This window comes from Methylobacterium sp. GXS13 (assembly GCF_001455965.1).
Classification (GTDB): domain Bacteria; phylum Pseudomonadota; class Alphaproteobacteria; order Rhizobiales; family Beijerinckiaceae; genus Methylobacterium.
This window is the reverse complement of the sequence record NZ_LKKO01000001.1, coordinates 406,104-431,247: the sequence shown is the minus strand read 5'-3', so window position 1 is coordinate 431,247 and position 25,144 is coordinate 406,104. Positions and strand designations below refer to the sequence as shown.

26 protein-coding genes and 1 pseudogene are annotated in these 25,144 nt (G+C 66.6%); 4 read left to right on the top strand and 23 right to left on the bottom strand.

Going from position 1 to position 25,144, the window contains the following annotated elements:
• Positions 1–12: 12 nt before the first annotated feature.
• The 17 genes from AO398_RS02130 to AO398_RS02050 form a co-directional block, all read right to left on the bottom strand.
• A complete protein-coding gene (locus AO398_RS02130) occupies positions 13–483 on the bottom strand; it encodes a DUF29 domain-containing protein (RefSeq protein WP_058190344.1) in 471 nt (156 codons plus the stop codon).
• 40 nt (positions 484–523) lie between these two features.
• Complete coding sequence (hisA, locus tag AO398_RS02125) at positions 524–1,267, bottom strand: 1-(5-phosphoribosyl)-5-[(5-phosphoribosylamino)methylideneamino]imidazole-4-carboxamide isomerase (RefSeq protein ID WP_058190343.1); 744 nt, start codon at positions 1,265–1,267, stop codon at positions 524–526.
• A gap of 37 nt (positions 1,268–1,304) precedes the next feature.
• Positions 1,305–1,964, bottom strand: a complete 660-nt coding sequence (gene hisH / locus AO398_RS02120; protein ID WP_058190342.1) for an imidazole glycerol phosphate synthase subunit HisH — start codon at positions 1,962–1,964, stop codon at positions 1,305–1,307.
• Positions 1,965–1,986: 22 nt separating this feature from the next.
• Complete coding sequence (locus AO398_RS02115) at positions 1,987–2,472, bottom strand: DUF2628 domain-containing protein (RefSeq protein WP_082643090.1); 486 nt, start codon at positions 2,470–2,472, stop codon at positions 1,987–1,989.
• 69 nt (positions 2,473–2,541) lie between these two features.
• Positions 2,542–3,129: an imidazoleglycerol-phosphate dehydratase HisB gene (hisB, locus tag AO398_RS02110; protein ID WP_058190341.1), complete on the bottom strand. Its 588-nt coding sequence runs from the start codon at positions 3,127–3,129 to the stop codon at positions 2,542–2,544.
• An 85-nt stretch (positions 3,130–3,214) separates the two neighbouring features.
• Positions 3,215–4,090 carry an S-methyl-5'-thioadenosine phosphorylase gene (locus tag AO398_RS02105; RefSeq protein WP_058190340.1) on the bottom strand — a complete coding sequence of 292 codons (876 nt, stop codon included), beginning with the start codon at positions 4,088–4,090 and terminating at the stop codon, positions 3,215–3,217.
• Between the two features lie 277 nt (positions 4,091–4,367).
• Positions 4,368–5,276, bottom strand: coding sequence for a cytochrome c1 (locus AO398_RS02100; protein WP_201025696.1), 909 nt, complete (start codon positions 5,274–5,276; stop codon positions 4,368–4,370).
• Between the two features lie 13 nt (positions 5,277–5,289).
• A complete protein-coding gene (locus AO398_RS02095) occupies positions 5,290–6,576 on the bottom strand; it encodes a cytochrome b N-terminal domain-containing protein (protein WP_058190339.1) in 1,287 nt (428 codons plus the stop codon).
• A 13-nt stretch (positions 6,577–6,589) separates the two neighbouring features.
• Positions 6,590–7,168 (bottom strand): ubiquinol-cytochrome c reductase iron-sulfur subunit, encoded by a 579-nt coding sequence (gene petA / locus AO398_RS02090; protein WP_058190338.1) that lies wholly within the window; start codon positions 7,166–7,168, stop codon positions 6,590–6,592.
• Between the two features lie 203 nt (positions 7,169–7,371).
• Positions 7,372–9,237, bottom strand: a complete 1,866-nt coding sequence (locus AO398_RS02085) for an ABC transporter ATP-binding protein (protein WP_058190337.1) — start codon at positions 9,235–9,237, stop codon at positions 7,372–7,374.
• Positions 9,238–9,407: 170 nt separating this feature from the next.
• Positions 9,408–9,989: an AprI/Inh family metalloprotease inhibitor gene (locus AO398_RS02080; protein WP_058190336.1), complete on the bottom strand. Its 582-nt coding sequence runs from the start codon at positions 9,987–9,989 to the stop codon at positions 9,408–9,410.
• A gap of 166 nt (positions 9,990–10,155) precedes the next feature.
• A complete protein-coding gene (locus AO398_RS02075; RefSeq protein WP_058190335.1) occupies positions 10,156–10,980 on the bottom strand; it encodes a succinate dehydrogenase iron-sulfur subunit in 825 nt (274 codons plus the stop codon).
• 93 nt (positions 10,981–11,073) lie between these two features.
• Complete coding sequence (gene sdhA / locus AO398_RS02070; protein ID WP_058190334.1) at positions 11,074–12,891, bottom strand: succinate dehydrogenase flavoprotein subunit; 1,818 nt, start codon at positions 12,889–12,891, stop codon at positions 11,074–11,076.
• Between the two features lie 32 nt (positions 12,892–12,923).
• Positions 12,924–13,343, bottom strand: a complete 420-nt coding sequence (gene sdhD / locus AO398_RS02065; RefSeq protein ID WP_058190333.1) for a succinate dehydrogenase, hydrophobic membrane anchor protein — start codon at positions 13,341–13,343, stop codon at positions 12,924–12,926.
• 10 nt (positions 13,344–13,353) lie between these two features.
• A complete protein-coding gene (gene sdhC / locus AO398_RS02060; RefSeq protein WP_058190332.1) occupies positions 13,354–13,755 on the bottom strand; it encodes a succinate dehydrogenase, cytochrome b556 subunit in 402 nt (133 codons plus the stop codon).
• Positions 13,756–13,887: 132 nt separating this feature from the next.
• Positions 13,888–15,189: an SLC13 family permease gene (locus tag AO398_RS02055; RefSeq protein ID WP_058190331.1), complete on the bottom strand. Its 1,302-nt coding sequence runs from the start codon at positions 15,187–15,189 to the stop codon at positions 13,888–13,890.
• A gap of 250 nt (positions 15,190–15,439) precedes the next feature.
• Positions 15,440–16,933 (bottom strand): AMP nucleosidase, encoded by a 1,494-nt coding sequence (locus AO398_RS02050; protein ID WP_058190330.1) that lies wholly within the window; start codon positions 16,931–16,933, stop codon positions 15,440–15,442.
• 111 nt (positions 16,934–17,044) lie between these two features.
• On the opposite strand from AO398_RS02050, the gene tsaA reads away from it, so the two are divergent.
• The 4 genes and pseudogenes from tsaA to AO398_RS29775 all read left to right on the top strand — a co-directional run.
• On the top strand, positions 17,045–17,542 hold the full coding sequence (gene tsaA / locus AO398_RS02045) for a tRNA (N6-threonylcarbamoyladenosine(37)-N6)-methyltransferase TrmO (protein ID WP_058190329.1): 498 nt from the start codon (positions 17,045–17,047) through the stop codon (positions 17,540–17,542).
• On the top strand, positions 17,539–18,231 hold the full coding sequence (locus AO398_RS02040) for a GDSL-type esterase/lipase family protein (RefSeq protein ID WP_058190328.1): 693 nt from the start codon (positions 17,539–17,541) through the stop codon (positions 18,229–18,231). Before tsaA ends, AO398_RS02040 begins: the two co-directional genes overlap by 4 nt.
• Before the next feature lie 180 nt (positions 18,232–18,411).
• Positions 18,412–19,020, top strand: a complete 609-nt coding sequence (locus AO398_RS02035) for a LysE/ArgO family amino acid transporter (protein ID WP_058190327.1) — start codon at positions 18,412–18,414, stop codon at positions 19,018–19,020.
• Between the two features lie 137 nt (positions 19,021–19,157).
• Positions 19,158–19,489: pseudogene (locus tag AO398_RS29775) on the top strand (VapC toxin family PIN domain ribonuclease); the annotation flags it as partial.
• A 135-nt stretch (positions 19,490–19,624) separates the two neighbouring features.
• Here AO398_RS29775 and guaA read toward each other — a convergent pair.
• The 6 genes from guaA to AO398_RS02010 form a co-directional block, all read right to left on the bottom strand.
• A complete protein-coding gene (gene guaA / locus AO398_RS02030) occupies positions 19,625–21,181 on the bottom strand; it encodes a glutamine-hydrolyzing GMP synthase (protein WP_058190326.1) in 1,557 nt (518 codons plus the stop codon).
• Positions 21,182–21,277: 96 nt separating this feature from the next.
• Entirely contained in the window at positions 21,278–21,697 is a 420-nt protein-coding gene (locus tag AO398_RS02025; RefSeq protein ID WP_058190325.1) for a hypothetical protein, read from the bottom strand.
• A complete protein-coding gene (locus AO398_RS27225; RefSeq protein WP_244498636.1) occupies positions 21,694–22,122 on the bottom strand; it encodes a hypothetical protein in 429 nt (142 codons plus the stop codon). Before AO398_RS27225 ends, AO398_RS02025 begins: the two co-directional genes overlap by 4 nt.
• Positions 22,123–22,135: 13 nt before the next feature.
• Positions 22,136–23,485, bottom strand: coding sequence for an MFS transporter (locus AO398_RS02020; RefSeq protein WP_058190324.1), 1,350 nt, complete (start codon positions 23,483–23,485; stop codon positions 22,136–22,138).
• Positions 23,486–23,492: 7 nt separating this feature from the next.
• Entirely contained in the window at positions 23,493–24,236 is a 744-nt protein-coding gene (locus AO398_RS02015; protein ID WP_058190323.1) for an NADPH-dependent F420 reductase, read from the bottom strand.
• Complete coding sequence (locus AO398_RS02010; protein ID WP_058190322.1) at positions 24,226–25,131, bottom strand: aldo/keto reductase; 906 nt, start codon at positions 25,129–25,131, stop codon at positions 24,226–24,228. Before AO398_RS02010 ends, AO398_RS02015 begins: the two co-directional genes overlap by 11 nt.
• Positions 25,132–25,144 lie beyond the last annotated feature (13 nt).

The following is a 25,144-nucleotide window of genomic DNA, read 5'->3' as shown; positions in this document are numbered from 1 at the left end:
TCGGCGGTCCGGTCAGGATTCAGGGTCGATCGCGAATGGGCGATCCATGATGTCCTGATAGGTGTAGGGATAGGCCTCTGTGAAGCGCCCCAGCGACAGAGCGGTCTCTTTCGCCGCTTCGAGGCGGGCGCGGCGGTAGGCTTTCTCGATGGCTTCGCTCAACCGAGCCTTCAGCCCTGGGCTTTCGTCCAACTCATCGAGCGCATGGACGCGATGTGACGCGATCGAGATCGCCGAGCTGCAGGTCTGTTTCCCGGGCTGGTCGTCGACCTGAAGCATGTGCACCGGCACCACGCGCGGAGCACGGACCAAACTCGAGAACTGGCCCCTGCCCAAGCTCTCGATCTCCCCGGCAAGATTCTCACTGCCGAGGCCGGGAAGGTCGCCAGCGCGCAAACGAGGCCTCTGCTCCTGCGTCCAGGTATAAAAATCGTCCTCGTAGGCCGTGCCGGCTGGGGATGTCCGGGTCTTCAACGTCGTCATCGAAGCCTCCCGAGTCGACGTGCCCCGAGGGGCAAGCCTATCACGCTCCCGGGCCGCGCGTCTGCGCGATCGCGGCCAACGCTGCCTGTGGATCGATCCGGCCGTCGTAGAGCGCCCGGCCGGTGATAGCGCCGGCGATCAGGGCGCAATCAGGCTGAAGCAGCCGGTGCACGTCGTCGATGGAGGCGAGGCCACCCGAGGCGATCACTGGGATGCGAACGGCCTGCGCCAACGCCAAGGTCATCTCAACGTTGAGGCCCTTCAGGATGCCGTCGCGGGCGATGTCGGTGTAGATAATCGCGGCAACGCCCGCGTCCTCGAAGCGGCGGCCGAGTTCTTCGGCGGTCATGCTGGACGTCTGTGCCCAGCCCTCGACGGCGACACGTCCATCCTTCGCATCGATGCCCACGGCGATCTTGCCGGGATGCAAGCGCGCCGCCTCTCGGACGAAGCCGGGATCGCGCACGGCGGCGGTGCCGATGATCACCCGGGCGACGCCCTTCGCAAGCCAGCCCTCGAGCGTCTTCATTTCACGGATGCCGCCGCCGAGTTGGACCGGGATTCCGACCCGGGCGAGAATCGCATCCACAGCGGTTGCGTTGCGCGGTGCCCCCGCGAAGGCGCCGTCAAGATCGACGACGTGGAGCCAGGGGAAACCTTGCTCCTCAAAAGTTGCGGCCTGCGCGGCCGGATCGTCGCCGAAGATCTTGGCCTGTGCCATGTCCCCCTGGATGAGGCGGACGCAGCGTCCCTCTTTCAGGTCGATCGCCGGGTACAGGATCACGCGTTCTGTCTTTCTTCTCACCGAAGTCGGAGGCCGCTCAGGGGCGCCAGTTCAAAAAGTTCGTGATGAGCGTCAGGCCAAGGCGCTGGCTCTTCTCGGGATGGAACTGCGTGCCGGCAATATTGCCGCGGGCGACCATCGCGGTCACAGGGCCACCATAGTCCGCCTGCGCCACCACGTCGTCCGGATGCTCGGCCGAGAGCGCGAAGCTGTGCACGAAGTAGGCGTGCAGTCCGCCCTCGCCGGTGAGAATGCCTGCCAGCAACGCGTGGTCGCGAGCGATCCGCAGCGTGTTCCAGCCCATATGGGGGATCTTGAGCGTCGGGTCGGATGGCCGGATCGGCGCGACGTCGCCTGGAATCCAGCCGAGGCCCGGTGTGGTCTCGTATTCGAGGCCGCGGCTCGCAAGCAACTGCATACCCACGCAGATCCCGAGGAACGGACGCCCCGCCCCTTGCGCCACCTGGGTCATCGCCTCGACCATGCCTGGGACGCCGTCCAGCCCCCGCCGACAATCGGCATAGGCGCCGACACCCGGCAGCACGACCCGGTCGGCAGCTGCGACCACCTCCGGGTCGGAGGTCAGGCAGATACGCGTGTCGAGGCCGCCCTCCCGGGCGGCGCGCTCGAACGCTTTGGCCGCAGAATGGAGGTTGCCCGACCCATAATCGATAATCGCGACCGTCTCGGTGCTCATGCGCGTCTCGACCGGACAGACATCACCGAGCGACTTCTTGAGCGGGGAACAGGCCGATGACCGGCTCGGTGCGCCGAGCGGGGCCAGCCGGGAACGGCGCACGCGGTACCGCGGCGGTGGAATCGAGCCAACGGCCCAGCGCCCGGGCTTCGGCCTCCTCCGGGGTGGCGGCGATGACGGCATCGCGCGTCGGCCATCCCCGACGAGACAGCGTCCAGCGGCGCAGGCTGGACGCTTCGAGACCGATCAGCACCGAGGCCAGCAGGGTGACGATCGTGGCGATGCCGGGCGGTAATCCGAGCGTGTGGCCAAGTGCAGCCAGCCCCAGCAGGCCGGCGAGGACGATCAACGCAGCGATCCAGAGACGATGGAACAGAAACCACAGCACGGTGAACGCGAAGGCCGACCAAGAGAAACCGTCCGGTACGAGCACGGCCCGGTCGAGACCAATGGACTCGCCCGGCCGCGCATCGGTCGGCAGGTGGAGCGTGTAGCTGCGCATCCGCATCGCGGAACTCCCGGTGTAAGCGTTCGCCGACGGTCAAAACCACCCGCGGGAGCGCCAAGAAACGATGGTCTACAGGGAGCCCTTCGTAGAGGGAACGCGTCCCTCCTCGCGTGGGTCGATCGCCACCGCCGTCCGCAAGGCGCGGGCCAAGCCCTTGAAGCAGCTCTCGGCGATGTGGTGGGCGTTGTCGCCGTACAGGGTCTCGACGTGCAGGGTCAGCCCGGCATTCATCGCAAAGGCCTGGAACCACTCGCGCACCAACTCGGTGTCGAACTGCCCGATCTTCTCCACTCGGAAGGTGGTACGGAACACGAGGAACGGCCGGCCCGAGATGTCGACGCAGACCCGGGTCAGCGCCTCATCCATCGGCAGGTGGATGTCGGCGTAGCGCGTCACGCCGCGCTTGTCGCCGAGCGCCTTGGCGAAGGCTTGGCCCAGCGCGATGCCGCAATCCTCGGCGGAATGATGCTGATCGATATGCAGGTCGCCATCGACCCTGACCTCCAGGTCGAACAGGCCGTGCCGGGCGAACAGGTCCAGCATGTGGTCAAGGAAGCCGATGCCGGTGGCGATCTTCGACTGCCCGGTCCCGTCGAGCCCGACGCTGACCGCGATATCGGTCTCGGCGGTCTTCCGGCTGATGGAGGCGCTGCGCATTTTTTCGGACTTCGCGTCGGGGGCGGCCGGAGCCGCGAGCGCTTTCTAGTGTGAGTTTCTCGGGAATGGAAAGGGTGAAGCCGACCTATCCCTGAAGCACGCGGCCGGCCACCGCATCGAGCTTGGCGAGCAACTGCGGATCGCGGGCGGTCGGCGCGGTCATGATCGCACCGTCGAGCGCCCGGTGCGAGCCCGCCGGGCAGGCCTCGCGCTCGGCCGAGAAGTCGCGGGCGAGCCGCGCCACCAGCCGGGCCGCCGTGTCGGCATTGGTCCGGGCCACCGCGATCACCGCCGCGACGTCCACGGCATCGTGGCCGGGGTGCCAGCAATCGTAGTCGGTCACCATGGCGATGGTCGCGTAGGTGATCTCCGCCTCGCGGGCGAGCTTGGCCTCAGGCATGTTGGTCATGCCGATCACGTCGAAGCCCTGCGCCTTGTAGGCCCGGGACTCGGCGAGCGAGGAGAATTGCGGGCCGTCCATGCAGACATAGGTGCCGCCGCGATGGACTGCGATGCCCTCCGCCTGGGCGGCGTTGGCGATCCGCGCCTGCAGCCCCGGGCCGACCGGGTGGGCGAGCGAGACGTGGGCAACGCAGCCGTCGCCGAAGAACGAGGAGGCCCGCCCGTGGGTGCGGTCGACGAACTGGTCGACCAACACGAACAGGCCGGGGGGCAGTTCCTCGCGGAACGATCCACAGGCGGAGAGCGCAACGAGGTCGGTGACGCCGGCCCGCTTCAGCGCGTCGATATTGGCGCGGTAGTTAATACCGGACGGCGACAGCCGATGGCCGCGCCCGTGCCGGGCGAGGAACACGACTTTGATCTCGCCGATCCGCCCGATGCGAAGCGCATCCGAGGGCTCACCCCAGGGTGAGGCGACGCGCTCCTCACGTACGTCCTCGAGCCCGGGCAGATCGTAGACACCCGATCCGCCCATCACCCCGAGCACCGCTGCCGTCATGCCGCTTCCCTTCGTGAGCTACATTCGATCCACCACCTCATCCTGAGGTGCCGGAGCGAAGCGGAGGCCTCGAAAGGAGACATCCGGAACCCGCGGCGATCCTTGAATCTCCATTCGACGCCTGCGACAGCAGGCACCTCAAGAAGAGGTGCTCGAATGAGATCGGTGTAGCCGGGAGGCCGGCGGCCGCGTTCGCGGAGCGGTAGCACGGGGACCCAGCCCAAAAAAGATGGGCCCCCGAAGGAGGCCCACCCGGCGCAACCGATGCAAAGTTGGCTCAGAACGTCTTGTGCAGCTCTGGCCGGAGGCCATGGACCTCGCCGCCGACATCGGCCCAGACCTTCTTCTTCACGTAGTAGAGCAAACCCGACAGGATGATCAGGAACAGGATTACACGGAAGCCCAGGGCCTTGCGGTCCATCATGTGCGGCTCGGCCGCCCACATCAGGAAGGCCGCGACGTCCTTGCCGTACTGGTCCACCGTTTCCGGCACCACAAGCTGGCCGTCCTCACCCTTGGGGTAGGTCACTTGCCCATCGGTGATCGGGGGCGGCATCGCGATGATGTGCCCGGGATAGTATTTGTTGTAGTGGCCGCCGTCGGGCACCGAAAAGTCCTTCGGTGCCTCTTCGTAGCCGTTAAGCAGAGCGTGGATGTAGTCGGGACCCTGCTCCGAGTAGCCGACGAACGGCAGCCAGTCGGTCAGGAAGTACAACGAACCGCGCGAAAAAGTCCGCGCCTTGGCGATCACCGAAAAGTCGGGCGGCGCCTTACCACCATTGGCGGCCGCCGCGGCCTGATCGTTCGGGAAGGGCGGCGGGAACGTGTCAGCTGGCCGTCCGGGCCGGTCGAACATCTCGCCAGAATCGTTCGGGCCGTCCTTGACCTGATAGGTCGCGGCCAGAGCCTTGACCTGCGCAGCGGAGAAATCCGGGCCGCCATCCTGCGCGAGGTTGCGGAAGGCGACCAGCTTCATCGAATGACAGGCGGAGCAGACCTCCTTGTAGACTTGGAATCCGCGCTGCAGTTGCGCGGTGTCGAAGCGGCCGAAGGTGCCTGCGAAGCTCCAGTTGATCCGCCCCGGGATCGGGCCGCCATGCCCCTCCTGGGCGGAGGCCGGCGCCACCCCGGTGAGCAGAGCCGCGATAGCGAAGGCGGCGGTGGTCGAGAGGACGTGACGCATCATCATGGTCCTGCCGTCAGCCCTTGGTGATCGGAGCGGCGGCGGCACCCGCCGGCATGCCGGATCCGCTCACCTGTTTGCCCGGCCCGGTGACGCTTTCCAGGATCGAGGCCGGCAGCGCCTTCGGTGTCTCGAAGAGGCCGCAGAGCGGCATGACGATCAGGAAGTGGGCGAAGTAGTAGGCCGTGCAGATCTGGGAGGCGAGCACGTAGCCGCCCTCCGGAGGCTGGGATCCGAGCCAGCCCAGGAGGAAGGTCGCGCCGATGAACACCCAGAAGAACTGACGGTAGATCGGCCGGTAGTTGCAGGAGCGCACCCGGGACCAATCGAGCCACGGCGCGAAGGCCAGGATGATCACCGCGGAGAACATCAGGATCACGCCGCCGAGCTTGCTCGGGACCGCCCGCAGGATCGCGTAGAACGGCAGGAAGTACCATTCCGGTACGATATGCGCGGGGGTCACCGCCGGGTTGGCCGCGATGTAGTTGTCGGCATGGCCCAGGTAGTTCGGCTGGAAGAACAGGAACCACGAGAACAGGATCATGAACACGCAGGTTGCGAACACGTCCTTCACGGTGGCGTAGGGGGTGAACGGCACCGCGTCCTTGCCCGACTTGATCGGGATGCCGGCCGGGTTGTTCTGGCCGGTGACGTGCAGCGCCCAGACGTGCAGCACGACGACGCCGGCGATCATCCAGGGCAATAGGTAGTGCAGCGAGAAGAACCGGTTCACGGTCGGATTACCGACCGAGTAGCCGCCCCAGAGCAGCGTCTGGATGGTGTCGCCGACCACCGGGATCGCCGCCAGGATATTGGTGATGACGGTGGCGCCCCAGAAGCTCATCTGGCCCCAGGGCAGCGTGTAGCCGAGGAACGCGGTGGCCATCATCAGCAAGTAGATGATGACGCCGAGAATATAGAGCACCTCGCGCGGGGCCTTGTAGGATCCGTAATACAGCGCCCGGAACATGTGGACGTAGACCGCCACGAAGAACATCGACGCGCCGTTGGCGTGCGCGTAGCGCAGCAGCCAGCCGTAATTCACGTCGCGCATGATCTTTTCGACGGAATTGAACGCGCCCGTCGCCGACGGCTCGTAATGCATCGCGAGCCAGACGCCGGTGATGATCTGGATCCCCAGAAAGGCCGCCAGGATCGCCCCGAAAGTCCAGAAATAGTTGAGGTTCCGGGGGACCGGGTAGGCGATGAAGGACGAGTGCACGAGGCCGGCGATCGGCAGCCGGGCCTCGAACCACTTGGCGACGCGGCTTTTCGGGACGTAGGTGCTGGCAGTTCCGCTCATGTCCGCGTCCCTCTTACGCCGCTTCTTTGCCGCCCTCGCCGATCCGGATCTTGGTCTCCGTCTCGAAGGCGTAGGGTGGGATTGGCAGGTTGATGGGGGCCGGCCCATGGCGAACGCGCCCGACCGCGTCGAACTGCGAGCCATGACAGGGACAGGCCCAGCCCTCGAAGTTGCCCTGGTGGCCGATCGGCACGCAGCCGAGATGCGTGCAGTTGCCGTAGACGACGAGCCACTGGTCATGGCCGTTCTTGACCCGGGTCGGGAAGGCCGCCGGATCGATCATCGCCGAGAGCGGGACCGCCTGCATGTCGGTCACCTCCTTCGCCGTCAGTTTGCGAACGAAGATTAGCTTGCCGCGCCAGAACACATTGACGATCTGGCCGTCCTGGATCGGGGTCAGGTCGACGTCGATGGGCGCGCCGGCCGCGATCGTTTCGGCGTCGGGCGCCATGGACGAGATCAGCGGCCAGACCACGGACCCCGCGCCGACCGCAAGAGCGGCGCCGGTCGCGAGGAACAGGAAGTCACGGCGGCTCCCATCCGGAGAGCTGCCATCCCGGGTGCCGGGGGTGGTGGCGGAGGTGGTCGCCAAGATTCGGAACTCCGTGCGTTGGCGTGAGGGCCGCAGGTGCCCTGCCCTGATGTCCCGGCCGGGCCGCGATCAAAGCATTATCGTTCTAATCTGAGCAATGAGACCGTCTGCCACCCCCAAGTCAAGTTGCTAATCGGGGCCGCGCGACCGCGTTAGGTCACGATCGTTGTCATATGTTGCCGAATGCCGCTGCGGCTGCGCGGCTACGCCACGGCGCTGTCGAGCCGGGTCGTGCCGCCGTCCAGGAATCCGCCGGATTGCCGGGCCCACAGGCCCGCATAGACGCCGCCGAGAGCCACCAGTTGGGTATGGGTCCCTTCCTCGACGATGCGGCCGCGATCGATGACCACGAGGCGGTCCAGAGCCGCGATCGTGGACAGGCGATGGGCGATCGCCACCACGGTCTTGCCGGCCATCAGCGTATCGAGGGAGTCCTGGATTGCCGCCTCGACTTCGCTGTCCAAGGCTGACGTTGCCTCGTCGAGGATCAGGATCGGCGCATCCTTGAGCATCACCCGGGCGATGGCGATGCGCTGGCGCTGCCCACCGGAGAGCTTCACGCCGCGCTCCCCCACCTGCGCGTCGTAGCCCCGGCGCCCCTTGTGGTCGACGAGGTCGGCGATGAACCGGTCGGCATGGGCAAGCCGAGCGGCGTGCTCGATCTGCTCCTGCGTGGCGTCCGGACGGCCGTAGCCGATGTTCTCGCGAATCGAACGATGCAGCAGCGAGGTGTCCTGGCTCACCATGGCGATGGCCTCACGCAGGGATTGCTGCGTCACCGTCGCGATGTCCTGGCCGTCGACTAAAATGCGCCCGCTTTCGACCTCGTAAAGACGCAGTAGCAGGCTTGCGAGGGTGGACTTGCCCGCTCCGCTGACGCCCACCAGTCCCACCTTCTCGCCGGGGCGGATCGTCAGGCTGAAATTCTCGATCACGGTGGCGTCGCCGCGGCCGTAATGGAATCCCACGGTCTCGAACCGGACCTCACCGCCAGCCACGATCAGGTCGCGGGCCCCAGAGGCATCCACGAGCGCATGCGGCCGCGCCATGGTCTGCATGCTCTCCTGGATCACGCCGACATTCTCGAACACGCCCCGGACGGTCTGCATCACCCAACCGGACATGGCGATGAGCCGCAGGATCAGTGCGAGGCCTGCCGAGGCTTCGCCGGTGGTCATGCCACCGTCACGCCAGAGAATCACACAAGCGGCGCCGGTGGCGATCAGCAGCGTGCTGTTGAGGATTCCCAGAAGGCTCGTCGTCAGCGTCACCAGCCGGAACTGGTACAGGTAGGCGTCAGTATGGACCTCCACCGCATCGCGGACCGTTGCTCGCTCTTCGCGGTCGCGGGCGAAGAGTTTCACGGTCAGGATGTTCGTGTAGCTGTCGACGATGCGGCCGATCAGCACCGAGCGGGTGTCGGCAGTCTTGTGCGACCGGGCCCGAGCCCTGGGAACGAACCACGTCGTCAGAGCAGCATAGGCGCCGATCCAGACCAGCACCGGTAGGGCGAGCCAGGGTGAGATCGAGCCGAACAGGCCGACCGCCGTCACCGCATAGATCGCGACGTAGAGCAGCGTATCGATGAATACGACGGCCAACTCTCGCACTGCCGGGCCGACTTGCACGACGCGATTGGCTAGGCGGCCGGAGAAGTCGCCCTGAAAATACGAGAGGGAATGCCCAAGGGTATAGAGATGCGCTCGCCAGCGGATCTGGCTGGTCGATTGCGGCACGATGAGCTGGTTGGACAGAACTTCGTGCAGCCAGATGGAGACCGGTCGCACGAACGCGATCAGCAGGAACACGAGGCCGAGGCCAACTGCGTGATCGGACAACACGGTTGCCCGATCAGCCGTGGCCAGCAAGTCGATGAACCAGCGCATGACCAAGTAGAGCGAGGCCTCGACCGTCCCGGCCACCACAGCGATGACGAACAGCGCCACAAGCGCGATGCGGATCGGTTGTAAATAGAACCCAGCGAAGCCCAGAACCGTTCGCGGCGGGGTGCGCGTCTCGTCGAAGGGCGCGAACGGATCGACCCGGCGCTCAAGCCAATTCAAAAACATGTTTTCTGGGCGCACCACTTCGGGAAACCCTGATGTAAGCGAGGCGCCCCACCCGCCAAGCGCGCGCGGTCGTCGCGGCGCCGACATTTCAGAAAATTTTCCTTATTTAGGGTGCGCGATACGTCCCGGAACGGGCAACCCGGCTGGTTGCACAGCCGGGCGCTATGCTGTCAACGCGCGAGAGCCAGAGTGGCGCCCGACTTGGTGAGCGCGCCATCGAGGGAGCCGCTACCTTGGCGCAATCGTGCCGCCACGGTGCCGCCGGGCTGGTAAAGATACACCTCACCGTCGCGGAAATCCCAGGCCGAGACCCGCGCGAGGTCCTTGTTGGGGCAGCCGGAAGCCGAGGCCTTGTAGAGATCGAGGGCTGGCGCACTCGACAGGGTGACCTTGCAGCTCGCGCCGGTTGCGTCCTTGGCATCCCAGCTACCGACCACCGAGGCACGACCGCTGGTGACCACCGGCGGCGGCGGCGCTGGCGGCGCAACCGGCTCGGCGATGACCGTGGGGCTGTTGGACGCTGCATTGGCCTGGGCGCCAGGCGCGGGCGGCGCGTCGGGGCTGGCGGTCGCACCGGGCGGGGGCGCAAGCGGCGCCGCGGTTACGGTTCCTGACGGGACTGCCTGGACTGCGTCGAGCGAGGCTTGCGCGGGTGCCCGGGTCCTCGGACTTTCGAGACGGGTCGAGGCGCAGGCGCCGAGCGTGGCGCTCAGACAAAGGGCGGCGAAGGTCGGCAGGCTTGGGCGCAGCATCGGACCACTTCGGATCAGGCTTGGGGGCTGGCGCACGCGGCGCCTTGGACCCTGACTCGGTGTCAAATGCGCTGACCGCAAGGCGACGGTCCCGTCCGCAGCGGACTCCGCTGCGGACGGACGGCCTTTTCGTCCCGGTGTGGCCAGCGAGCCGCAGGTTCGTCTCTCAGACCACCCGCTCGACCATCATTTTCTTGATCTCAGCGATCGCCTTCGCTGGGTTCAGACTCTTCGGGCAAGTGTTGGCGCAGTTCATGATCGTGTGGCAGCGGTAAAGCCGGAACGGGTCGTGTAAGGCATCGAGCCGGTCGCCGGTGTTCTCATCCCGCGAATCGATCAGCCAGCGGTAGGCCTGCAGCAGGGCGGCCGGGCCGAGGAACTTGTCGCCATTCCACCAGTAGCTCGGGCACGACGTGCTGCAGCAGGCGCACAGGATGCACTCGTACAGGCCGTCGAGCTTCGACCGGTCCTCCGGCGTCTGACGCCACTCCTTCTCGGGAGCGGGCGTTTCGGTCTGGAGCCAGGGCTCGATCGCCGCATGCTGAGCGTAGAAGTTGGTGAGATCCGGGACGAGGTCCTTCAGCACCGGCATGTGCGGCAGCGGATAGATTCGGACAGCGCCGTCCTTGTCCTTTCGGGACATCATCGGCAGGGCGTTGTCCGGGCTCTTGCACTCGTCGATGCCCATCGTGCAGGCCAGCGCGTTCTGGCCCTCGATGTTCATCGCGCAGGAGCCGCAGATGCCCTCGCGGCACGAGCGGCGGAAGACCAGGGTCGAGTCAACCTTGTTCTTGATCCACAATAACGCGTCGAGAACCATCGGGCCGCAATCGTCGCGGTCGACCTGGTACGTGTCGATCCGCGGATTGGCCCCGTCATCCGGGTTCCACCGGTAGATCTTGAAGGTCTGCAGGTTCTTGGCGCCGGGCGGCGGCGCCCAGGTGCGGCCCTGCGTGATCTGCGAGTTCTTCGGAAGGTTGAACTGAGCCATTGCGCTTATATCCGGCAATATCGGTCAGAACCGGAAACCGGTCTGAATGGATACGCACGACGCGGTCCGGCGCGCGTATCGGCAATATTAAATTCAGTACACCCGTGCTTTCGGCTCGATGTACTGGATCTCATTCGACATCGTGTAGGTATGCACCGGCCGGTAGTCGATGTTGACCTGGTGGCGACCCTCGTCGAGCCAGGACAGGGTGTGCTTCATCCACTCCTTGTCATTGCGGTCGGGGAAATCCTCCCGGGCATGAGCACCTCGGGATTCCTTGCGGTTGGCAGCTGATTCCATCGTCACCACCGCCTGCCCGATCAGGTTGTCGAATTCGAGGGTTTCCAGGAGGTCGGTGTTCCAGATCATCGACCGATCGGTGATCTTCACGTCCGCGGCTGCGTTCCAGACCTTGTGGATCAGGCCCTTGCCCTCCTCCAGCACCTCGCCGGTGCGGAACACCGCGCAGTTGTTCTGCATGGTCTTCTGCATCTCCGAGCGCAGCTCCGCCGTCGGCGTCGAGCCGTTCGCGTGGCGGAAGCGATCGAGGCGTTCCAGCGCCTTATCGGTGGCGCCCTTGGGCAGTTCCTGGGCCCGGCCGTTCGGTTCGACGATCTCGGCGCAGCGCTTACCGGCGGCGCGGCCGAACACCACGAGGTCGATCAGCGAGTTGGAGCCGAGGCGGTTGGCACCGTGGACCGAGACGCAGGCCGCCTCGCCGATCGCCATCAGGCCGGGCACCACCGTGTCGGGATTGCCATCCCGCAGGGTCAGCACCTCACCGTGATAGTTCGTGGGGATGCCGCCCATGTTGTAGTGCACGGTCGGGATCACCGGGATCGGCTCCTTGGTCACGTCGACGCCCGCGAAAATCTTGGCGGATTCCGAGATGCCCGGCAGGCGCTCGTGAAGGATCTTGGGGTCGAGGTGGTCGAGATGTAGGTAGATGTGATCCTTGTTCTTGCCGACGCCGCGGCCATCACGGATTTCCATCGTCATGGAGCGCGAGACGACGTCGCGCGAGGCAAGATCCTTGGCCGAGGGAGCATAGCGCTCCATGAAACGCTCGCCCTCGGAATTGGTCAGGTAGCCGCCCTCGCCGCGCGAACCCTCGGTGATCAGGCAGCCGGCACCGTAGATGCCAGTGGGGTGGAACTGCACGAACTCCATATCCTGGAGCGGGAGGCCGGCGCGCAGGACCATGGCGTTGCCGTCACCCGTGCAGGTATGCGCGGAGGTCGCCGAGAAGTAGGCGCGACCGTAGCCGCCGGTGGCCAGGATCGTCTGCTGGGCGCGGAACCGGTGGATCTCACCGGTGGCCTGGTCGAGGGCGATGACGCCCCGGCAGCGGCCATCCTCGTCCATGATCAGGTCCAGGGCAAAGTACTCGATGAAGAAATCGGTCTGATTCTTCACCGCCTGCCCATAGAGGGTGTGCAGCATGGCGTGGCCGGTACGGTCAGCCGCTGCGCAGGTCCGCTGGGCGGTACCCTTGCCGTAATCGGTTGTCATGCCGCCGAACGGGCGCTGGTAGATCTTGCCCTCGTCCGTGCGGGAGAAGGGCACGCCCCAATGCTCCAGCTCGTAGACCGCCGCGGGGGCGTTGCGCACGAGGTACTCGATGGCGTCCTGGTCGCCGAGCCAATCCGACCCCTTCACGGTGTCGTACATGTGCCAGCGCCAATCGTCCGGACCCATGTTGCCGAGCGAGGCCGAGATGCCGCCCTGCGCCGCGACGGTATGCGAGCGGGTCGGAAACACCTTGGTGATGCAGGCGGTGCGCAGACCGGCCTCCGAGCAGCCGACGGTCGCGCGCAAGCCCGCGCCGCCGGCGCCGACAATCACGACGTCGAAGGCGTGGTCGTGGATGGTGTAGGCAGGCCCGCTGCCGTTGGTGCCATTGGCGGCCATGATCGGCTCCTCGAATTGCGTGATGGCGGGGTTCAGGCCGGTTGCCCGAAGCCGATGCGCAGGACTGCGTACAGGCAGGCCACGGCCACCAGGACCGCGTAGATATTGTTGGCGAACACCGCGGCGATCTTCGTCGCCTGGCCGTGCACGTAATCTTCGATCACCACCTGCATGCCGATCCGCATGTGGATGGTCACCGACAGGAGCGCCAGGATCAGGATGATCGAGACCAGGGGCTTGGCGATCAGCTGCGTCGCTTCGACGTAGCCGCGGCCGGCCATGCTGGCGATGATCACCACGAAGGCCAGCATGAGGACGGTGTTCGCGGCTGCGGTCACCCGTTGCTGCCACCAATGGCCGGCCCCGTGATGGGCGACGCCCAGGCCGCGGACACGGGCGCGTGGGGTGCGGATCGAGACGCGGGTATCCTGGCGAATCTTTTCCTGAGCCATGCCAGCCTCCTCAGCGGACCAGAAGGGCGACCGCCCAGATGACGATGGTGAGCGCGATGGATCCGACCAGCGTCAGGCGGGCCATGCTCAGGCGCCGGTCCCGATCAAAGCCGACACCGGTATCCCATACCAGATGGCGCAGCCCGCCGAGCATGTGGTGCATCAGCACCCAGGTGTAGGCGAACAAGATCAGTCGGCCGACAATCGATCCGAAAAACCCGGCGACATAGGAATAGGCGACCGGTCCCGATGCAAGCGCCACCAGCCAGATCGCCACCAGGGCAGTTCCGCCATAAAGTGCGGTACCGGTAATACGGTGAAACACCGACATCGCCATCGTCCAGGTCCAGCGATAGATCTGGAGATGCGGTGAAAGCGGCTGTGCCACGGTCGGGCGGGCGGTGGGTGCCATTGGGTTGAAGCCTCGCAGCTGCGAACTGGACCGTCTCTAATCTGGTGCTAGCGCTAGTGCCTGCGCGCGCAAGCCGCAATGTGTCATGCTGCGCCGCACAGTGGGGGGCGTGTTGATAGCGCGGCGGATCTGTCACTTCAGTTGGCCCAGCAGGCGCCACCAGGCGTAATCGAGGGGGGCCGCGACCACGAGCGCGGCGAGGCCGAAGGCCAGGGTGAGTCGGGTCGCGTCCCGCAGGCGCACCCCGCCGAGTTCGCTGGCGAACACGATCGGCGGCGCCTGGTAGGGGAAGAATAGGGTCGAGTAACCAACCACCTGGATGGAGACGACGGCCAACGGCGACAAATGGGTGACATTCACCAGTTCGCCCGCGAGCGCCGTGTAGAGAGCCGGCGCTCCGTTGGCCGTAACCAGCAGCGTCAGAACGGTGCTGATGCCGGTGAGAACCGCGAAGTTCTGGCCCGGCGCGTCGGGAGCGAGCGGCGCCACGGCGAGGAGCCCATGCCCCAGACGCGCTCCGAGCCCGGTCTCGTTCACCAATGCAACCAAGCCAAGCAAAGCCGCGATGTAGAAGCAGGTGCGCAGGTTCACCTTCTGGAACGCCTCGGGCGGCAGCACGCCGATCCGAGGCAGCAGGCAGATCACGGCGGCAGCGAGCCCGACCCATGCCGGGGCGAGCCCGTGCAGGTTATCGGTCACCCAGAGGGCCAAGGTGCAGGCCAGGATCACCGCGAGACGCCGCTCTGCGGCCGAGACCCGAGGGAGGGACGGTAGGGCCTGCGTGTGGGGGATGAGGCGGTCGGGGAACAGGCGCACGATCAGCGCCACCAGCATCACGCCCTTGACCAGGGCCAGGACCGGCGCGTGCAGGAGGATGTAGGACAGATAGGACAGATGGAGGCCGAGCACCTGCTCGGCCGAGCCGGCCATGACCAGGTTCGGCACGTTGGCCGGCAAAATCGCCGCCGACAGGATCGGGGTCGCAACCCCCACTGCGAGCACCGCGCCGGTTCGGCCCGGCCGGCCTGCCGTCAGGCCGAAGCCGTCGCACAGGGCCAGCGTCACGGGGATCATCGGGGCGATCCGACCGAGATTAGACGGCATCACGAAGGCGATGAGGAAGCTCAAACCTACGAGGCCGGCGATGAACTGAACGTAGGAGCCCGAGAGACGCACTGCCAGCGTCCGGGCCAAGCGGGCACCGAGGCCGCTTTGGGTCATGCCCTGGCCCACGATCATGCCGGACAGGACCAGCCAAAAGGCGGAGGCCGAAAATCCCGAGAATACCGTCGCCGGGTTGCCGAGGCGCAGCAGCATCGCCAATCCGAAGAAGGCGAGCGCCGTGACGATTTCCGGCAGCAGCGCCGTCGCCCAGAGGCCCATGCAGAGAACGAGCAGGGCGGCTGTCGCCAAAACAACCGCCTCCCCGCTCATCCGACGCTCCCACGTTTTGAGACGTGGCCGGCATGAGCGCGTTTGGAACGGTTCGCAATTCGGGAGTTTGCGACTCAGCCTTCGCGCCCTACGAAGGCTGTTGGAACGTTTGATGCTGTCAGGAAGACGGCAGGCCCGGTCTTCTCCATCCGGACATTCGTGATTCGAAATGACTTCGGCTGGCTCCCCTCTCAATAGCCATAGTCACGCCCGTCACAGCCTCAGCTGCTGTATTCCGCGCCGCAGTGTTCTACCGGAACGGCGGCTCGTCGAAGCTGCGCAATTTGCGCGAATGCAGACCGTGCCGATCGGCCCGCAACGCGTCCAGAGCGGCGAGGCCCACGCGGAGATGCTCGGAGACAGCGCGGTCGTAGAACGCGTTGGCGGCGCCCGGCAGCTTGATCTCACCGTGCAACGGCTTGTCGGAGACGCAGAGCAACGCCCCGTAGGGCACGCGCAGGCGAAACCCCTGGGCCGCCACGGTTCCACTTTCCATATCCACCGCAATGGCGCGTGACTGGTTGATGCGGCGCCGCTCCTGGCTGAATCGCAACTCCCAGTTGCGGTCGTCGTAGGTGACGACCGTGCCGGTACGCAGACGGCGCTTGAGCGCCTCGGCATGCTCGCCGGTCACCGAAGCGGCGGCGCTCTGAAGCGCGACTTGTACTTCGGCCAGCGCGGGTACCGGAACGTCCGGCGGAACAAGCTCGTCGAGAATCCGATCCCGTCGGAGATAGGCGTGCGCAAGCACGTAGTCGCCGATGGTCTGCGACTGTCGCAGGCCGCCGCAATGGCCGACCATCAGCCAGCAATCCGGGCGGAGCACCGCGAGATGGTCGGTGATGGTCTTCGCGTTGGAGGGGCCGACACCGATATTGACCAAACTTGTGCCCTGTATGGTGCCGTCGGCGCCTCGCGCCACAAGGTGATAGGCCGGCATCTGGTGCCGGTGCCAGGGCGAGGCGGCAATCACTGCCGCGGGATCGGCCGTGGCGGCCTCCGCCCGGCTCACCGACACACCGCCGGGCAAGACCAGCCGCTCGAAACCCTCCGCGCCCGAAGCGAGGCGCTCCAGCCCGTGTCGGACGAACTGGTCGACGTAGCGATGGTAGTTGGTCAGCAGGATCCACGGCTGGACATCGCGCCAGTCGCACCCCGTGTAATGGACCAAGCGGCGCAGGGAGTAATCAACCCGCACCGCGTCGAACAGCGCCAGCGGCAGCGGTTCACCGTCGATGAGGTCGAACGTGCCGTCGGCGATCTCGTCGCCCACGAGCGAAAGCAGCGGCACGGGGAAGTAGGTCGCCAGCTCAGCGCCGTCCACGGCGCGCCCGCCGGCATCGAGCCCCGCCTCCAAGACATAGGGGTAGGGGATCTCCTGCGCGCTCAAGCCGACTTCGATCTCGACGCCGTAATCGTCGATCAGCGGCTGCAGCTGCCGGGTCAGGTAATCGCGGAAGAACGCCGGGTGGGTGACCGTGGTCGCGTAGGTCCCGGCGGACTGGAGCTTGGCGGTGGCGCGGCGCATCAACAGCAGCGGGCCGGTGGCACGGTAGCTGATTCGCAACTCGGGATAGCGGAAGGCGAGGCGTTCGGTGGCGTCCGGAGGCGGGCCGCCTGCGAGATAACGCTCGAGTGACTGCCGGAGGGCACCGGCCGCGCCGTCGTAGAGTTCGGCCAGCCGGTCGACCGCGCCGCCCACATCGGCGACGGCCTGCATCGGCCGCAGTTCCCGTTCGCTCATAAACCCTCCCGTCCCAGGCTTGCCTCTACACCGCCCAGACCGGACGCGCGACCCGGGCTTGCGGCCGGACGGCGGTTGTCCGACAACCCGGCGCAGGCAAGGCGAGGATGCATGGGCACGGATGAGTTCGGAATCCGTCCGGGCGAAGAGATGGCGGCACTCCCCGCCGAATTCGACGCCGGCCTCCACTTCATCGGCCGGTTGCGCACCCCCTGGCGGACGCGGCAGGACTGCCCGAAGAATGGCCTCCAGACCGACGCAGTCTGCACCGTCGATGTCGATCCCGCCTACGCCCCCGGCCTGCTCACCATCACAGGCTGCACCCACCTGATCCTGCTCTATTGGATGGAGCACGCGACCCGCGGCCTGGTGGTGCAGCAGCCACGCCACGCCGCTGGACCGCGCGGGACCTTCGCGTTGCGCTCCCCTGCGCGACCGAACCCGATCGCCCTCTCGGTGGTCGAACTGATCGCCCGGGAGAGCGATACGCTGCGTGTCCGCGGCCTCGATTGCCTCGACGGCACGCCGCTCCTCGATATCAAGCCCTATTACGCCTCGACGGATTCCCGGCCCGAGGCGCAGGTCGATCGCGCTGGCGCCGACACGTGACGCGGCACGTCCTTGCGGGCCTCCTCGGAGCAGTCTTGGTGGCGCTCGGCGCCCTTGCCGGATGGTCCCTGCACAAGCCGGCCGCCGATGCGCGGGCGTACGCGGTGATGCGAGGCATCGCCGTCCAGGTCAGCCTGGACGAGGCGCCCCCCACTTACGTGTTCTGGGGCGGCGATTCCCAGGTGGAGCTTCAGCCCGGAGGCCAGCGGCCCTGCGGTCTGGATTTCGTCAACGGCGGCTTCAGCGGCGCCACCGCCGCCGCCTACCTGGATCACCTCTCCGGCCTGACATTCCGACACGCGCCCAAGGTCGCCGCGCTGACGATCGGCACCAACGACATCCTGCTGAAGAACAAGCCGCGCTCCGCCGAGGCGGCCGGGCGGTTCGAGGCGACTGCGGAAGCGATCGTGAGGCATCTCCAGGCTTTGAGTTCGCGGGTCGTGGTGACCGCCCTGCCCCCGATCGGCCGAGAGAGCGGTCGCTTCCTCGACGCGGCTGCGGTGCCGGATTACTCCCAACGCCTGCGCACTTTGTGCACCCGCCTCGGCTGCACGTTCACGGATCCGTTCGCGTCGCTGCGCGACGGCGAGAGCGGCTACGCCAAGCCCGGCACGCTGCGGGACGGCCTGCACCTCGCGGCCTACCGGCCCGCCATGGCGGCCCTGGAGCCGGTCCTGTGCGCGCCCTGAGCCATGCCCGCGCAGGGTGCGTCGTACCGGGCCCGCGGCGCAATCGCCTGCGCCGGCCTGCCGGACGCGTCTGCACCTCTGACGCAGCCTCCGCGCCTACGGATCTTCCACGCCAACGTCGTGGCGAGCGCAGCGAAGCGATGACGGCGAGCAGCAGCGACATTCGATGAGCGATCCAGCGTGCTCGACGTCTACCTGACCGGCCTGTCCGTCAGCGGCGGCCTGATCCTCGCTATCGGAGCTCAGAACGCGTTCGTGCTGCGACAGGGCTTGCGCGGTGAGCATGTGGCGCTCGTCTGCGCGACCTGCGCGGCCTCCGACGCGCTTCTGATCCTGGTGGGCATCACCAGCTTCAGGAGCATGGTCGTCCTCGCCCCCTGGCTGCGGCCCATGATGCGGTATGCCGGCGCGGCCTTCTTGATCTGGTACGGGGCGCGCAGCCTGCGGTCGGCCTTCGCCGCCACCACGGCGCTAGCGCCCGCGCCTGGATCCGCTGCCGGGCTTCGACGGACCCTGGCGACGTGCCTGGCCCTGACATGGCTCAACCCCCACGTCTATCTCGACACGCTCCTGCTGATCGGCTCGATCTCGACGCGCTTTCCGGGGCGAGAGGCGGCCTTTGCGGCCGGTGCGGTGACCGCTTCGGTCGCGTTCTTCTTCTCGCTCGGCTATGGCGCCGCGATCCTTCGCCCCCTGTTTGCAAAGCCAGCGGCTTGGCGCATGCTCGAAGGTGTGATCGCGCTGACGATGTGGGCCATCGCGGCCCAGCTGCTGCTAAGCGGGCGGTAACGATGCACTGCCGATTCCCTCAAGCACCGATTAGGCCCGTTGGCAGTATCGAGCCCGGCAGGCACCATGACCATTCAGATGGTGACCGAAGATGTCGCCGATCTTGTCCGCTCAATGCGTGACGGCGGCCGCTGTGGATCTTTTATCTCTCCACGGCCTTTATTGCCGACGCACTGTCAAGCGAACGGCTGACGCCGCGGGTGCGAGACTAGGTTGCGGAATAAGATCCCGCGCAACTCCTGATCAGCGACAGAACCGTCACAGAACTATCCCCAACTCTGGCCATCAAAATCCGGACAGAACAGATGGACTTGCCGCAGCGCGCGGCAGCGCTTGCAGTGTTGAATAAACTGGTTGCCGAAAGATTCACCATACTCGGCGTGACCCGCTGCCATATCGGAACGGCGGCGAAACCCTCCACCTCACCCTCGCGTCGGAGCTTGGCGTGACGGTGCATACGCTCGATCGACATCCGGTCGCGGTCAGTCCGGAACTCGCCGTCCCGACACCCCCTTGGATCAATCCATCACCCGCGTCGCATGTCGGTTGCGGGTCGGGATTCAAGCCAATGACCCGATGGTCCCGGCAGGATCACGCGCGCCCGTCATTCCCACTCGATCGTGCCGGGCGGCTTCGAGGTGATGTCGTAGGTCACCCGGTTGATGCCCTTGACCTCGTTGATGATCCGGGTCGCGACCCGGCCCAGGAAGGCCATGTCGAACGGGTAGAAATCGGCGGTCATGCCGTCCACCGAGGTGACGGCGCGGAGCGCGCAGACGTGGTCGTAGGTGCGGCCATCGCCCATCACGCCCACCGTCTTGACCGGCAGGATCACCGCGAAGGCCTGCCAGATCGTGTCGTAGAGGCCGGCCTGGCGGATCTCGTCGAGATAGATCGCATCCGCCTTGCGCAAGGCTTCGAGCTTCTCCGGTGTAATCGTGCCGGGGCAGCGGATCGCGAGGCCCGGACCTGGGAACGGATGGCGGCCGACGAAGGCGTCCGGCAGACCGAGTTCCTTGCCGAGCACCCGGACTTCGTCCTTGAACAGCTCGCGCAACGGCTCCACGAGCTTCATGTTCATGCGCTCGGGCAGGCCGCCGACATTGTGATGGCTCTTGATCGTCACCGACGGGCCGCCGGTGAACGAAACGCTCTCGATCACGTCCGGGTAGAGCGTGCCCTGCGCCAGGAACTTCGCCCCGCCGATCTTCTTGGACTCCGCCTCGAACACGTCGATGAACAGGCGGCCGATGGTCTTTCGTTTGACCTCCGGGTCGCTTACGCCGTCCAGCGCCGAGAGAAACATCCCGCTCGCCTCCACGTGGACCAGCGGGATATTGTAATGGTCTCGGAACAGGGCCACGACCTGCTCGGCCTCGCCGAGGCGCAGCAGCCCGTGATCGACGAACACGCAGGTGAGCTGGTCGCCGATCGCCTCGTGGATCAGCACCGCCGCAACCGCCGAGTCGACGCCGCCCGACAGGCCGCAGATCACGCGCTCTGAGCCGACCTGCTCGCGGATCTTGGCGATCGCCTCCTCACGGTAGGCGCCCATCGTCCAGTCGCCGGAGCAGCCGGCGATGTCGCGCACGAAATTGCGGATCAACAGGGCGCCGTGCGGGGTGTGGGCGACCTCGGGGTGGAACTGCACTGCGTAATAGTTGCGCGCCTCGTCCGCCACGGCCGCGAAGGGCGCGTTCTTGGAGATGGCGACGGTGGAGAAGCCGTCCGGCAGCTTCGTGACCCGGTCGCCGTGACTCATCCAGACTGGATATTTCTCGCCCTTGTGCCAGACGCCGTTGAACAGCGGGCAATCGGCCAAGATCTCGACCTCGGCCCGGCCGAACTCGGCATGGTGGCCACCCTCGACTGCCCCACCGAGCTGGGCCGCCATGGTCTGCTGGCCGTAGCAGATGCCGAAGACCGGCACGCCCGAATCGAACACCGCTTGCGGCGCCCGAGGGCTCGCCTCGACAGTCACCGATTCTGGGCCGCCGGAGAGGATCACGCCCTTCGGCTTCTGCTCGCGGAACGCGGCCTCGGCCTTGGTGAAGGGAACGATCTCGCAATAGACCCCCTCCTCCCGCACCCGTCGGGCGATGAGCTGGGTCACCTGAGAGCCGAAATCGACGATCAGGATCTTGTCGTGGTCGGTGTTCATCGCGGGCGATTATCCGAAGGCCGGGGCGCACGCAACGCATGCGCCCGTCTCAGGCTGGGGATCGCCGCGCAAGGCGTGCGCCAGACGCGGGTGCCGTCAGTCGAAGTTGCGGACCTTGGCCGAGCCGCCGAGGCTGATCGCGGGCTTGGCCGGTGCGCCGGCGAGGCTGACTTTCTTCTGGCCTGGCAGGGTCTTGGCGCGCAGCTCCGGCGCGGCCGTCGGCACCGGCTTCGCCGGCTTGAGATGCGCCTGGCCGTGGATCACCGAACCGATCTCGCCGGCGACGCGGATGAGGTCCTCCCGATCGCAGGAGCGAGCGACCTTAAGGCCGAGCTTGTGCATGTGGCTCTTGCCGTAGAGGTAGGCGGCGAGCTGCGCGCGCTTCAGCGGCGGAATCTTCTCGAGGATCAACGGCAGGTCGAAATCATCGGCCCGGTAGACCTCGCCCAGAAACTCGAGGCTCACGGGGCAATCGACTTCGGGCTCGGCGCCGCTGGTCGGATGCGATTGCGTCATGGTTGCCTCTCGGGAAGCGATGGATCGGAAGCTGGCCCGGATGCCCCGGAGCCGGGGTCGGTTTCAAGCCCCTCCGGCACAGTCAGGTCCGCAATCCTGGCCTGCACCGAAACCGGGGTTACAGGCGGCACAATTTCGGCCGCTGGTTTCCAAGCTTCGAGGCAGTCGATGCAGACGGACTCGATCACCGCGCGGGCATGGGCTTGCCGACGGGCCCACAAAGCCTCCCGCGCGACACGACCGCCTTCAGGCGTCGGCCGGATCCGGATGAAGAGCGGCTCTTCCGCCTGGGCCGCAACCGGTGCCGCAGCCAGTAGGGCAAGCAGCACCAGGGTGCAGAGTGCCATTGCCGGAACAGACAGAGCCGCGCGTGTCATGCCGTCACGTCCCTCCGGCGGAGCTGATCCGGAGACCTCGCGCGTCATGGTAAACCGCCGATTAACGCGACGCGAGCGGTTCCGCTGCCGACGCGGCGGCGTCCGCATCCAGCGAAGCCCGGCGGCGGTCCTGGGCGTGGCCGAGCCAGAGGCTATTGAGCAGCCACACCATGGAGAGCGGTACCGCCGCCCCCGCGATGCCGATGCTGCCGAAGCCGAGTCCCTGGATCCCGGTGAACGACCACGCCCCGACCTGATCGCCAAGGCGGTACACCACTGTGTCGATGAAGCTCTTGGCCTTGTAGCGGTCCTCCCGAGGGACCACGGTGAACAGCACTTCTCGGATCGGCCGGGCGATGGCGAAATTCCCGGCCCGGCGCAGGACCTGAAACGCCACGATCACCCCGATGGTCGGCGAGACTGCGAGCGCCGCGAAGCCCAGCACGCTGAACGCCGGCAGCAGCGCCAGCGTGAACCCGACGCCGAGGCGCTTGACGATCCGTCCGGTCAGGAACAGCTGCACGCCGAGCGTCAGCACATTCACGGCGAGATCGACGCTGGCGAAGAACGCGGTCTGGGCGCCCCGGTCCGGGAAGCTGCGTTTGGCGATGCCGGCCTGCTCGAAATACAGGAAGGTCGAGGTCACCGAGAACAGCAGCAGGAACAGCGAGATGTTGAGCAGGTAGGGCGAGGCCAGGGTGCGGGTGACGCCGGCCAGCACGCCACCGCCGATGGTGCGGTCCTGGCCGTCGTTGGCGGTCTCGCCGCTGCCAGGCACCGCGTGAAGCCGCGCCGAGAGGGCGGCGAGCCCGCGCATGCAGAACACGGCGGCTTCCAGGAGCGCCACCGCGCAGAGCATCAGGCCCCAGGTCGGCACGTTCTTGGCAAGGATCGCGGTGGTGGCCGAGCCCGTGATGGCCCCCACGGTCGCCCCGGCCGCGATGAAGCCGAACAGACGCTTGCCCTGCTCGTTGGAGAACACGTCAACGATGGTGGCCCAGAAGATCGAGACCACGAACAGGTTGAAGATCGACAGCCAGACGAAGAACACCCGCCCGATCCAGATCCCCCAATCTGGCGGCGCCAGGTACAGGGTCAGCGCGAAGGCCAGGATGTTGGCGGCGAAGAACCGATAGGTGATCGGCACGAACCGTGCCCGAGGCATGCGCTTCACCAGATAGGCGAAGGGCAGGTTCAAGGCGAGCATGCCAACCAGGGTCGCGGTGAAGAGCCAGGGCAGGTTCTCGATGCCCCCGGCCACGCCCATCTGGTCGCGGATCGGCCGCAGCACGTAATAGGCCGCCAGGATCGAGAAGATGTAGGCCCAGGACCAGGCGAGGGCCTGGCCCTCGCCAGGGCGAATGTCGATCAGGCGCGCGAGCGGGCCGCGGGCAGCGATGGTCTCAGCCACGCGCCCCTTACTTCCCGAGCCCGAGCTTCTCGCGCAGCTCCGGCGCGGTCGCCTCGTGGCCGAAGCCGGACGACCCCATGGCGAACTTGTCGGCATCCTTCAGCGGACCGACCACCACTGGGTCGAACCCGGCATCGCGGACCAGGCCCTCGGCCACCTTCACGGCCGCGGTATCGTCGCCCGCGATCGGGATCGCCATACGGCCGCCCGGCCGATCCTTGCCGCCGTCGGCGCCCGCCTTGGCGAAGACCTTGTAGTTGGCAGCGTTGAACGCCCGGACCAGCTTCGCACCCGGGAAATACTTGGCCGAGGTCGCCCCGATCCCGTTCGCCTGAACCTCGTCATAGAGCGCGCCGTCCCGCTTCTGCGTGGCGTTGCCCGCATCGAGCACGACCTTGCCGGTCAGAGACGCACCCAAATCTTTCGAAAGCTCGGGATAGGCCTTGTACGGCACCGCGACGAACACCGCGTCGCCGAACTTGACCGCCTCCTCGGGCGTCCCGGCCTTGGCCTTCGGTCCAAGCTCCGCGATCATCGGCGCCAGGGTCTCCGGATGCCGTGAGGCGAACATCACCTCGTGGCCGTCCTTGACCCAGAGGGTCCCGATCGTCCCGCCGATATTGCCGGCGCCGATCACCCCAATCCGAATCTTCTTGGGACCGTCCTGCGCCACGGCTGGCAGCGCGGACGCTGTCAGGAGCCCAGCAGCGAGAGCCAGCGCAACGCGCCGTGTGGTGCGATCAAACCGCATCGATGAACGTCTCCATCTGCTTGCGCTGGGCCGGGTCCGGGAGCGCGCCCCGGGCGGCGGCAAGATTGTCCTCGACATAGGCCACCTTGGCCATACCGGGGATCGGGCACGTCACGGCCGGGTGGCCGAGCACGTATTTCAGAAAGAATTGCGGCCAGCTGCTGCAGCCGAGATCCTTTGCCACCGGCGGTAGCTCTTTGCCCTGGACGGCCTTGAACAGACGGTCGCGGCCGAAGGGAACGTTGGTCATCACAGCCACGCCTCTCTCGGCTGCGAGCGGCAGCCACCGCTCGGCAGCGGCCCGGTTGTCGATGGCGTAGTTCACCTGGATGAAGTCTAGCCTCTCCCGCTTGATCACAGCCTCTAAGGCGTCGAGCTGGCCGTCCCGCCAGACCGTAACGCCCACATAGCGGATCCGCTTGGCCGCTTTCAGATCGCGCAGCACCGCCAGATTCGCGTCCACGTCGATCAGGTTGTGGACGGCCACGAGGTCGAGCCTGTCGACCTTCATCCGCGTGAGAGAGCGTTCGAACTCGGCGAGCGTCGCGTCGCGGCCCTGCGTATCGACTTTGCTGGCCAGAAAGACCTTCTGGCGCAACCCCGGCTCGGCCAGAATCAGGCCGAGCACGTCCTCGGCGGTGCCGTAGCTCGGCGCGGTGTCGATCACCGAGCCGCCGAGGGACACGAAGGTCTGCACCGCCGCCTTCAGGGGTGCCACAGCGTCGGGATTGGGCTCGACCTCGTAGCGCCTTGAGGTGCCGATCCCGATCGCCGGCAGCATTTCCCCGGTGGATGGAATTGGCCGCTGGATCAGCGGTTCAGCCGCCCAGGACAGACGCCCAGCGAGCGGCGCGAGGGCGGAAGCCGCGAGCACGGCACGACGGGATACGGGCATGGCCGGCCTCCGG

What these genes read in the sequence shown, in the direction of transcription:
- AO398_RS02130 (WP_058190344.1), bottom strand. Translation starts at nt 483, where the DNA reads ATGACGACGTTGAAGACCCGGACATCCCCAGCCGGCACGGCCTACGAG.
- hisH (WP_058190342.1), bottom strand. Translation starts at nt 1,964, where the DNA reads ATGAGCACCGAGACGGTCGCGATTATCGATTATGGGTCGGGCAACCTC.
- AO398_RS02115 (WP_082643090.1), bottom strand. Translation starts at nt 2,472, where the DNA reads ATGCGGATGCGCAGCTACACGCTCCACCTGCCGACCGATGCGCGGCCG.
- hisB (WP_058190341.1), bottom strand. Translation starts at nt 3,129, where the DNA reads ATGCGCAGCGCCTCCATCAGCCGGAAGACCGCCGAGACCGATATCGCG.
- AO398_RS02105 (WP_058190340.1), bottom strand. Translation starts at nt 4,090, where the DNA reads ATGACGGCAGCGGTGCTCGGGGTGATGGGCGGATCGGGTGTCTACGAT.
- AO398_RS02100 (WP_201025696.1), bottom strand. Translation starts at nt 5,276, where the DNA reads ATGATGCGTCACGTCCTCTCGACCACCGCCGCCTTCGCTATCGCGGCT.
- AO398_RS02095 (WP_058190339.1), bottom strand. Translation starts at nt 6,576, where the DNA reads ATGAGCGGAACTGCCAGCACCTACGTCCCGAAAAGCCGCGTCGCCAAG.
- AO398_RS02085 (WP_058190337.1), bottom strand. Translation starts at nt 9,237, where the DNA reads ATGTTTTTGAATTGGCTTGAGCGCCGGGTCGATCCGTTCGCGCCCTTC.
- AO398_RS02080 (WP_058190336.1), bottom strand. Translation starts at nt 9,989, where the DNA reads ATGCTGCGCCCAAGCCTGCCGACCTTCGCCGCCCTTTGTCTGAGCGCC.
- AO398_RS02075 (WP_058190335.1), bottom strand. Translation starts at nt 10,980, where the DNA reads ATGGCTCAGTTCAACCTTCCGAAGAACTCGCAGATCACGCAGGGCCGC.
- sdhA (WP_058190334.1), bottom strand. Translation starts at nt 12,891, where the DNA reads ATGGCCGCCAATGGCACCAACGGCAGCGGGCCTGCCTACACCATCCAC.
- sdhD (WP_058190333.1), bottom strand. Translation starts at nt 13,343, where the DNA reads ATGGCTCAGGAAAAGATTCGCCAGGATACCCGCGTCTCGATCCGCACC.
- sdhC (WP_058190332.1), bottom strand. Translation starts at nt 13,755, where the DNA reads ATGGCACCCACCGCCCGCCCGACCGTGGCACAGCCGCTTTCACCGCAT.
- AO398_RS02055 (WP_058190331.1), bottom strand. Translation starts at nt 15,189, where the DNA reads ATGAGCGGGGAGGCGGTTGTTTTGGCGACAGCCGCCCTGCTCGTTCTC.
- AO398_RS02050 (WP_058190330.1), bottom strand. Translation starts at nt 16,933, where the DNA reads ATGAGCGAACGGGAACTGCGGCCGATGCAGGCCGTCGCCGATGTGGGC.
- tsaA (WP_058190329.1), top strand. Translation starts at nt 17,045, where the DNA reads ATGGGCACGGATGAGTTCGGAATCCGTCCGGGCGAAGAGATGGCGGCA.
- guaA (WP_058190326.1), bottom strand. Translation starts at nt 21,181, where the DNA reads ATGAACACCGACCACGACAAGATCCTGATCGTCGATTTCGGCTCTCAG.
- AO398_RS02025 (WP_058190325.1), bottom strand. Translation starts at nt 21,697, where the DNA reads ATGACGCAATCGCATCCGACCAGCGGCGCCGAGCCCGAAGTCGATTGC.
- AO398_RS27225 (WP_244498636.1), bottom strand. Translation starts at nt 22,122, where the DNA reads ATGACGCGCGAGGTCTCCGGATCAGCTCCGCCGGAGGGACGTGACGGC.
- AO398_RS02015 (WP_058190323.1), bottom strand. Translation starts at nt 24,236, where the DNA reads ATGCGGTTTGATCGCACCACACGGCGCGTTGCGCTGGCTCTCGCTGCT.
- AO398_RS02010 (WP_058190322.1), bottom strand. Translation starts at nt 25,131, where the DNA reads ATGCCCGTATCCCGTCGTGCCGTGCTCGCGGCTTCCGCCCTCGCGCCG.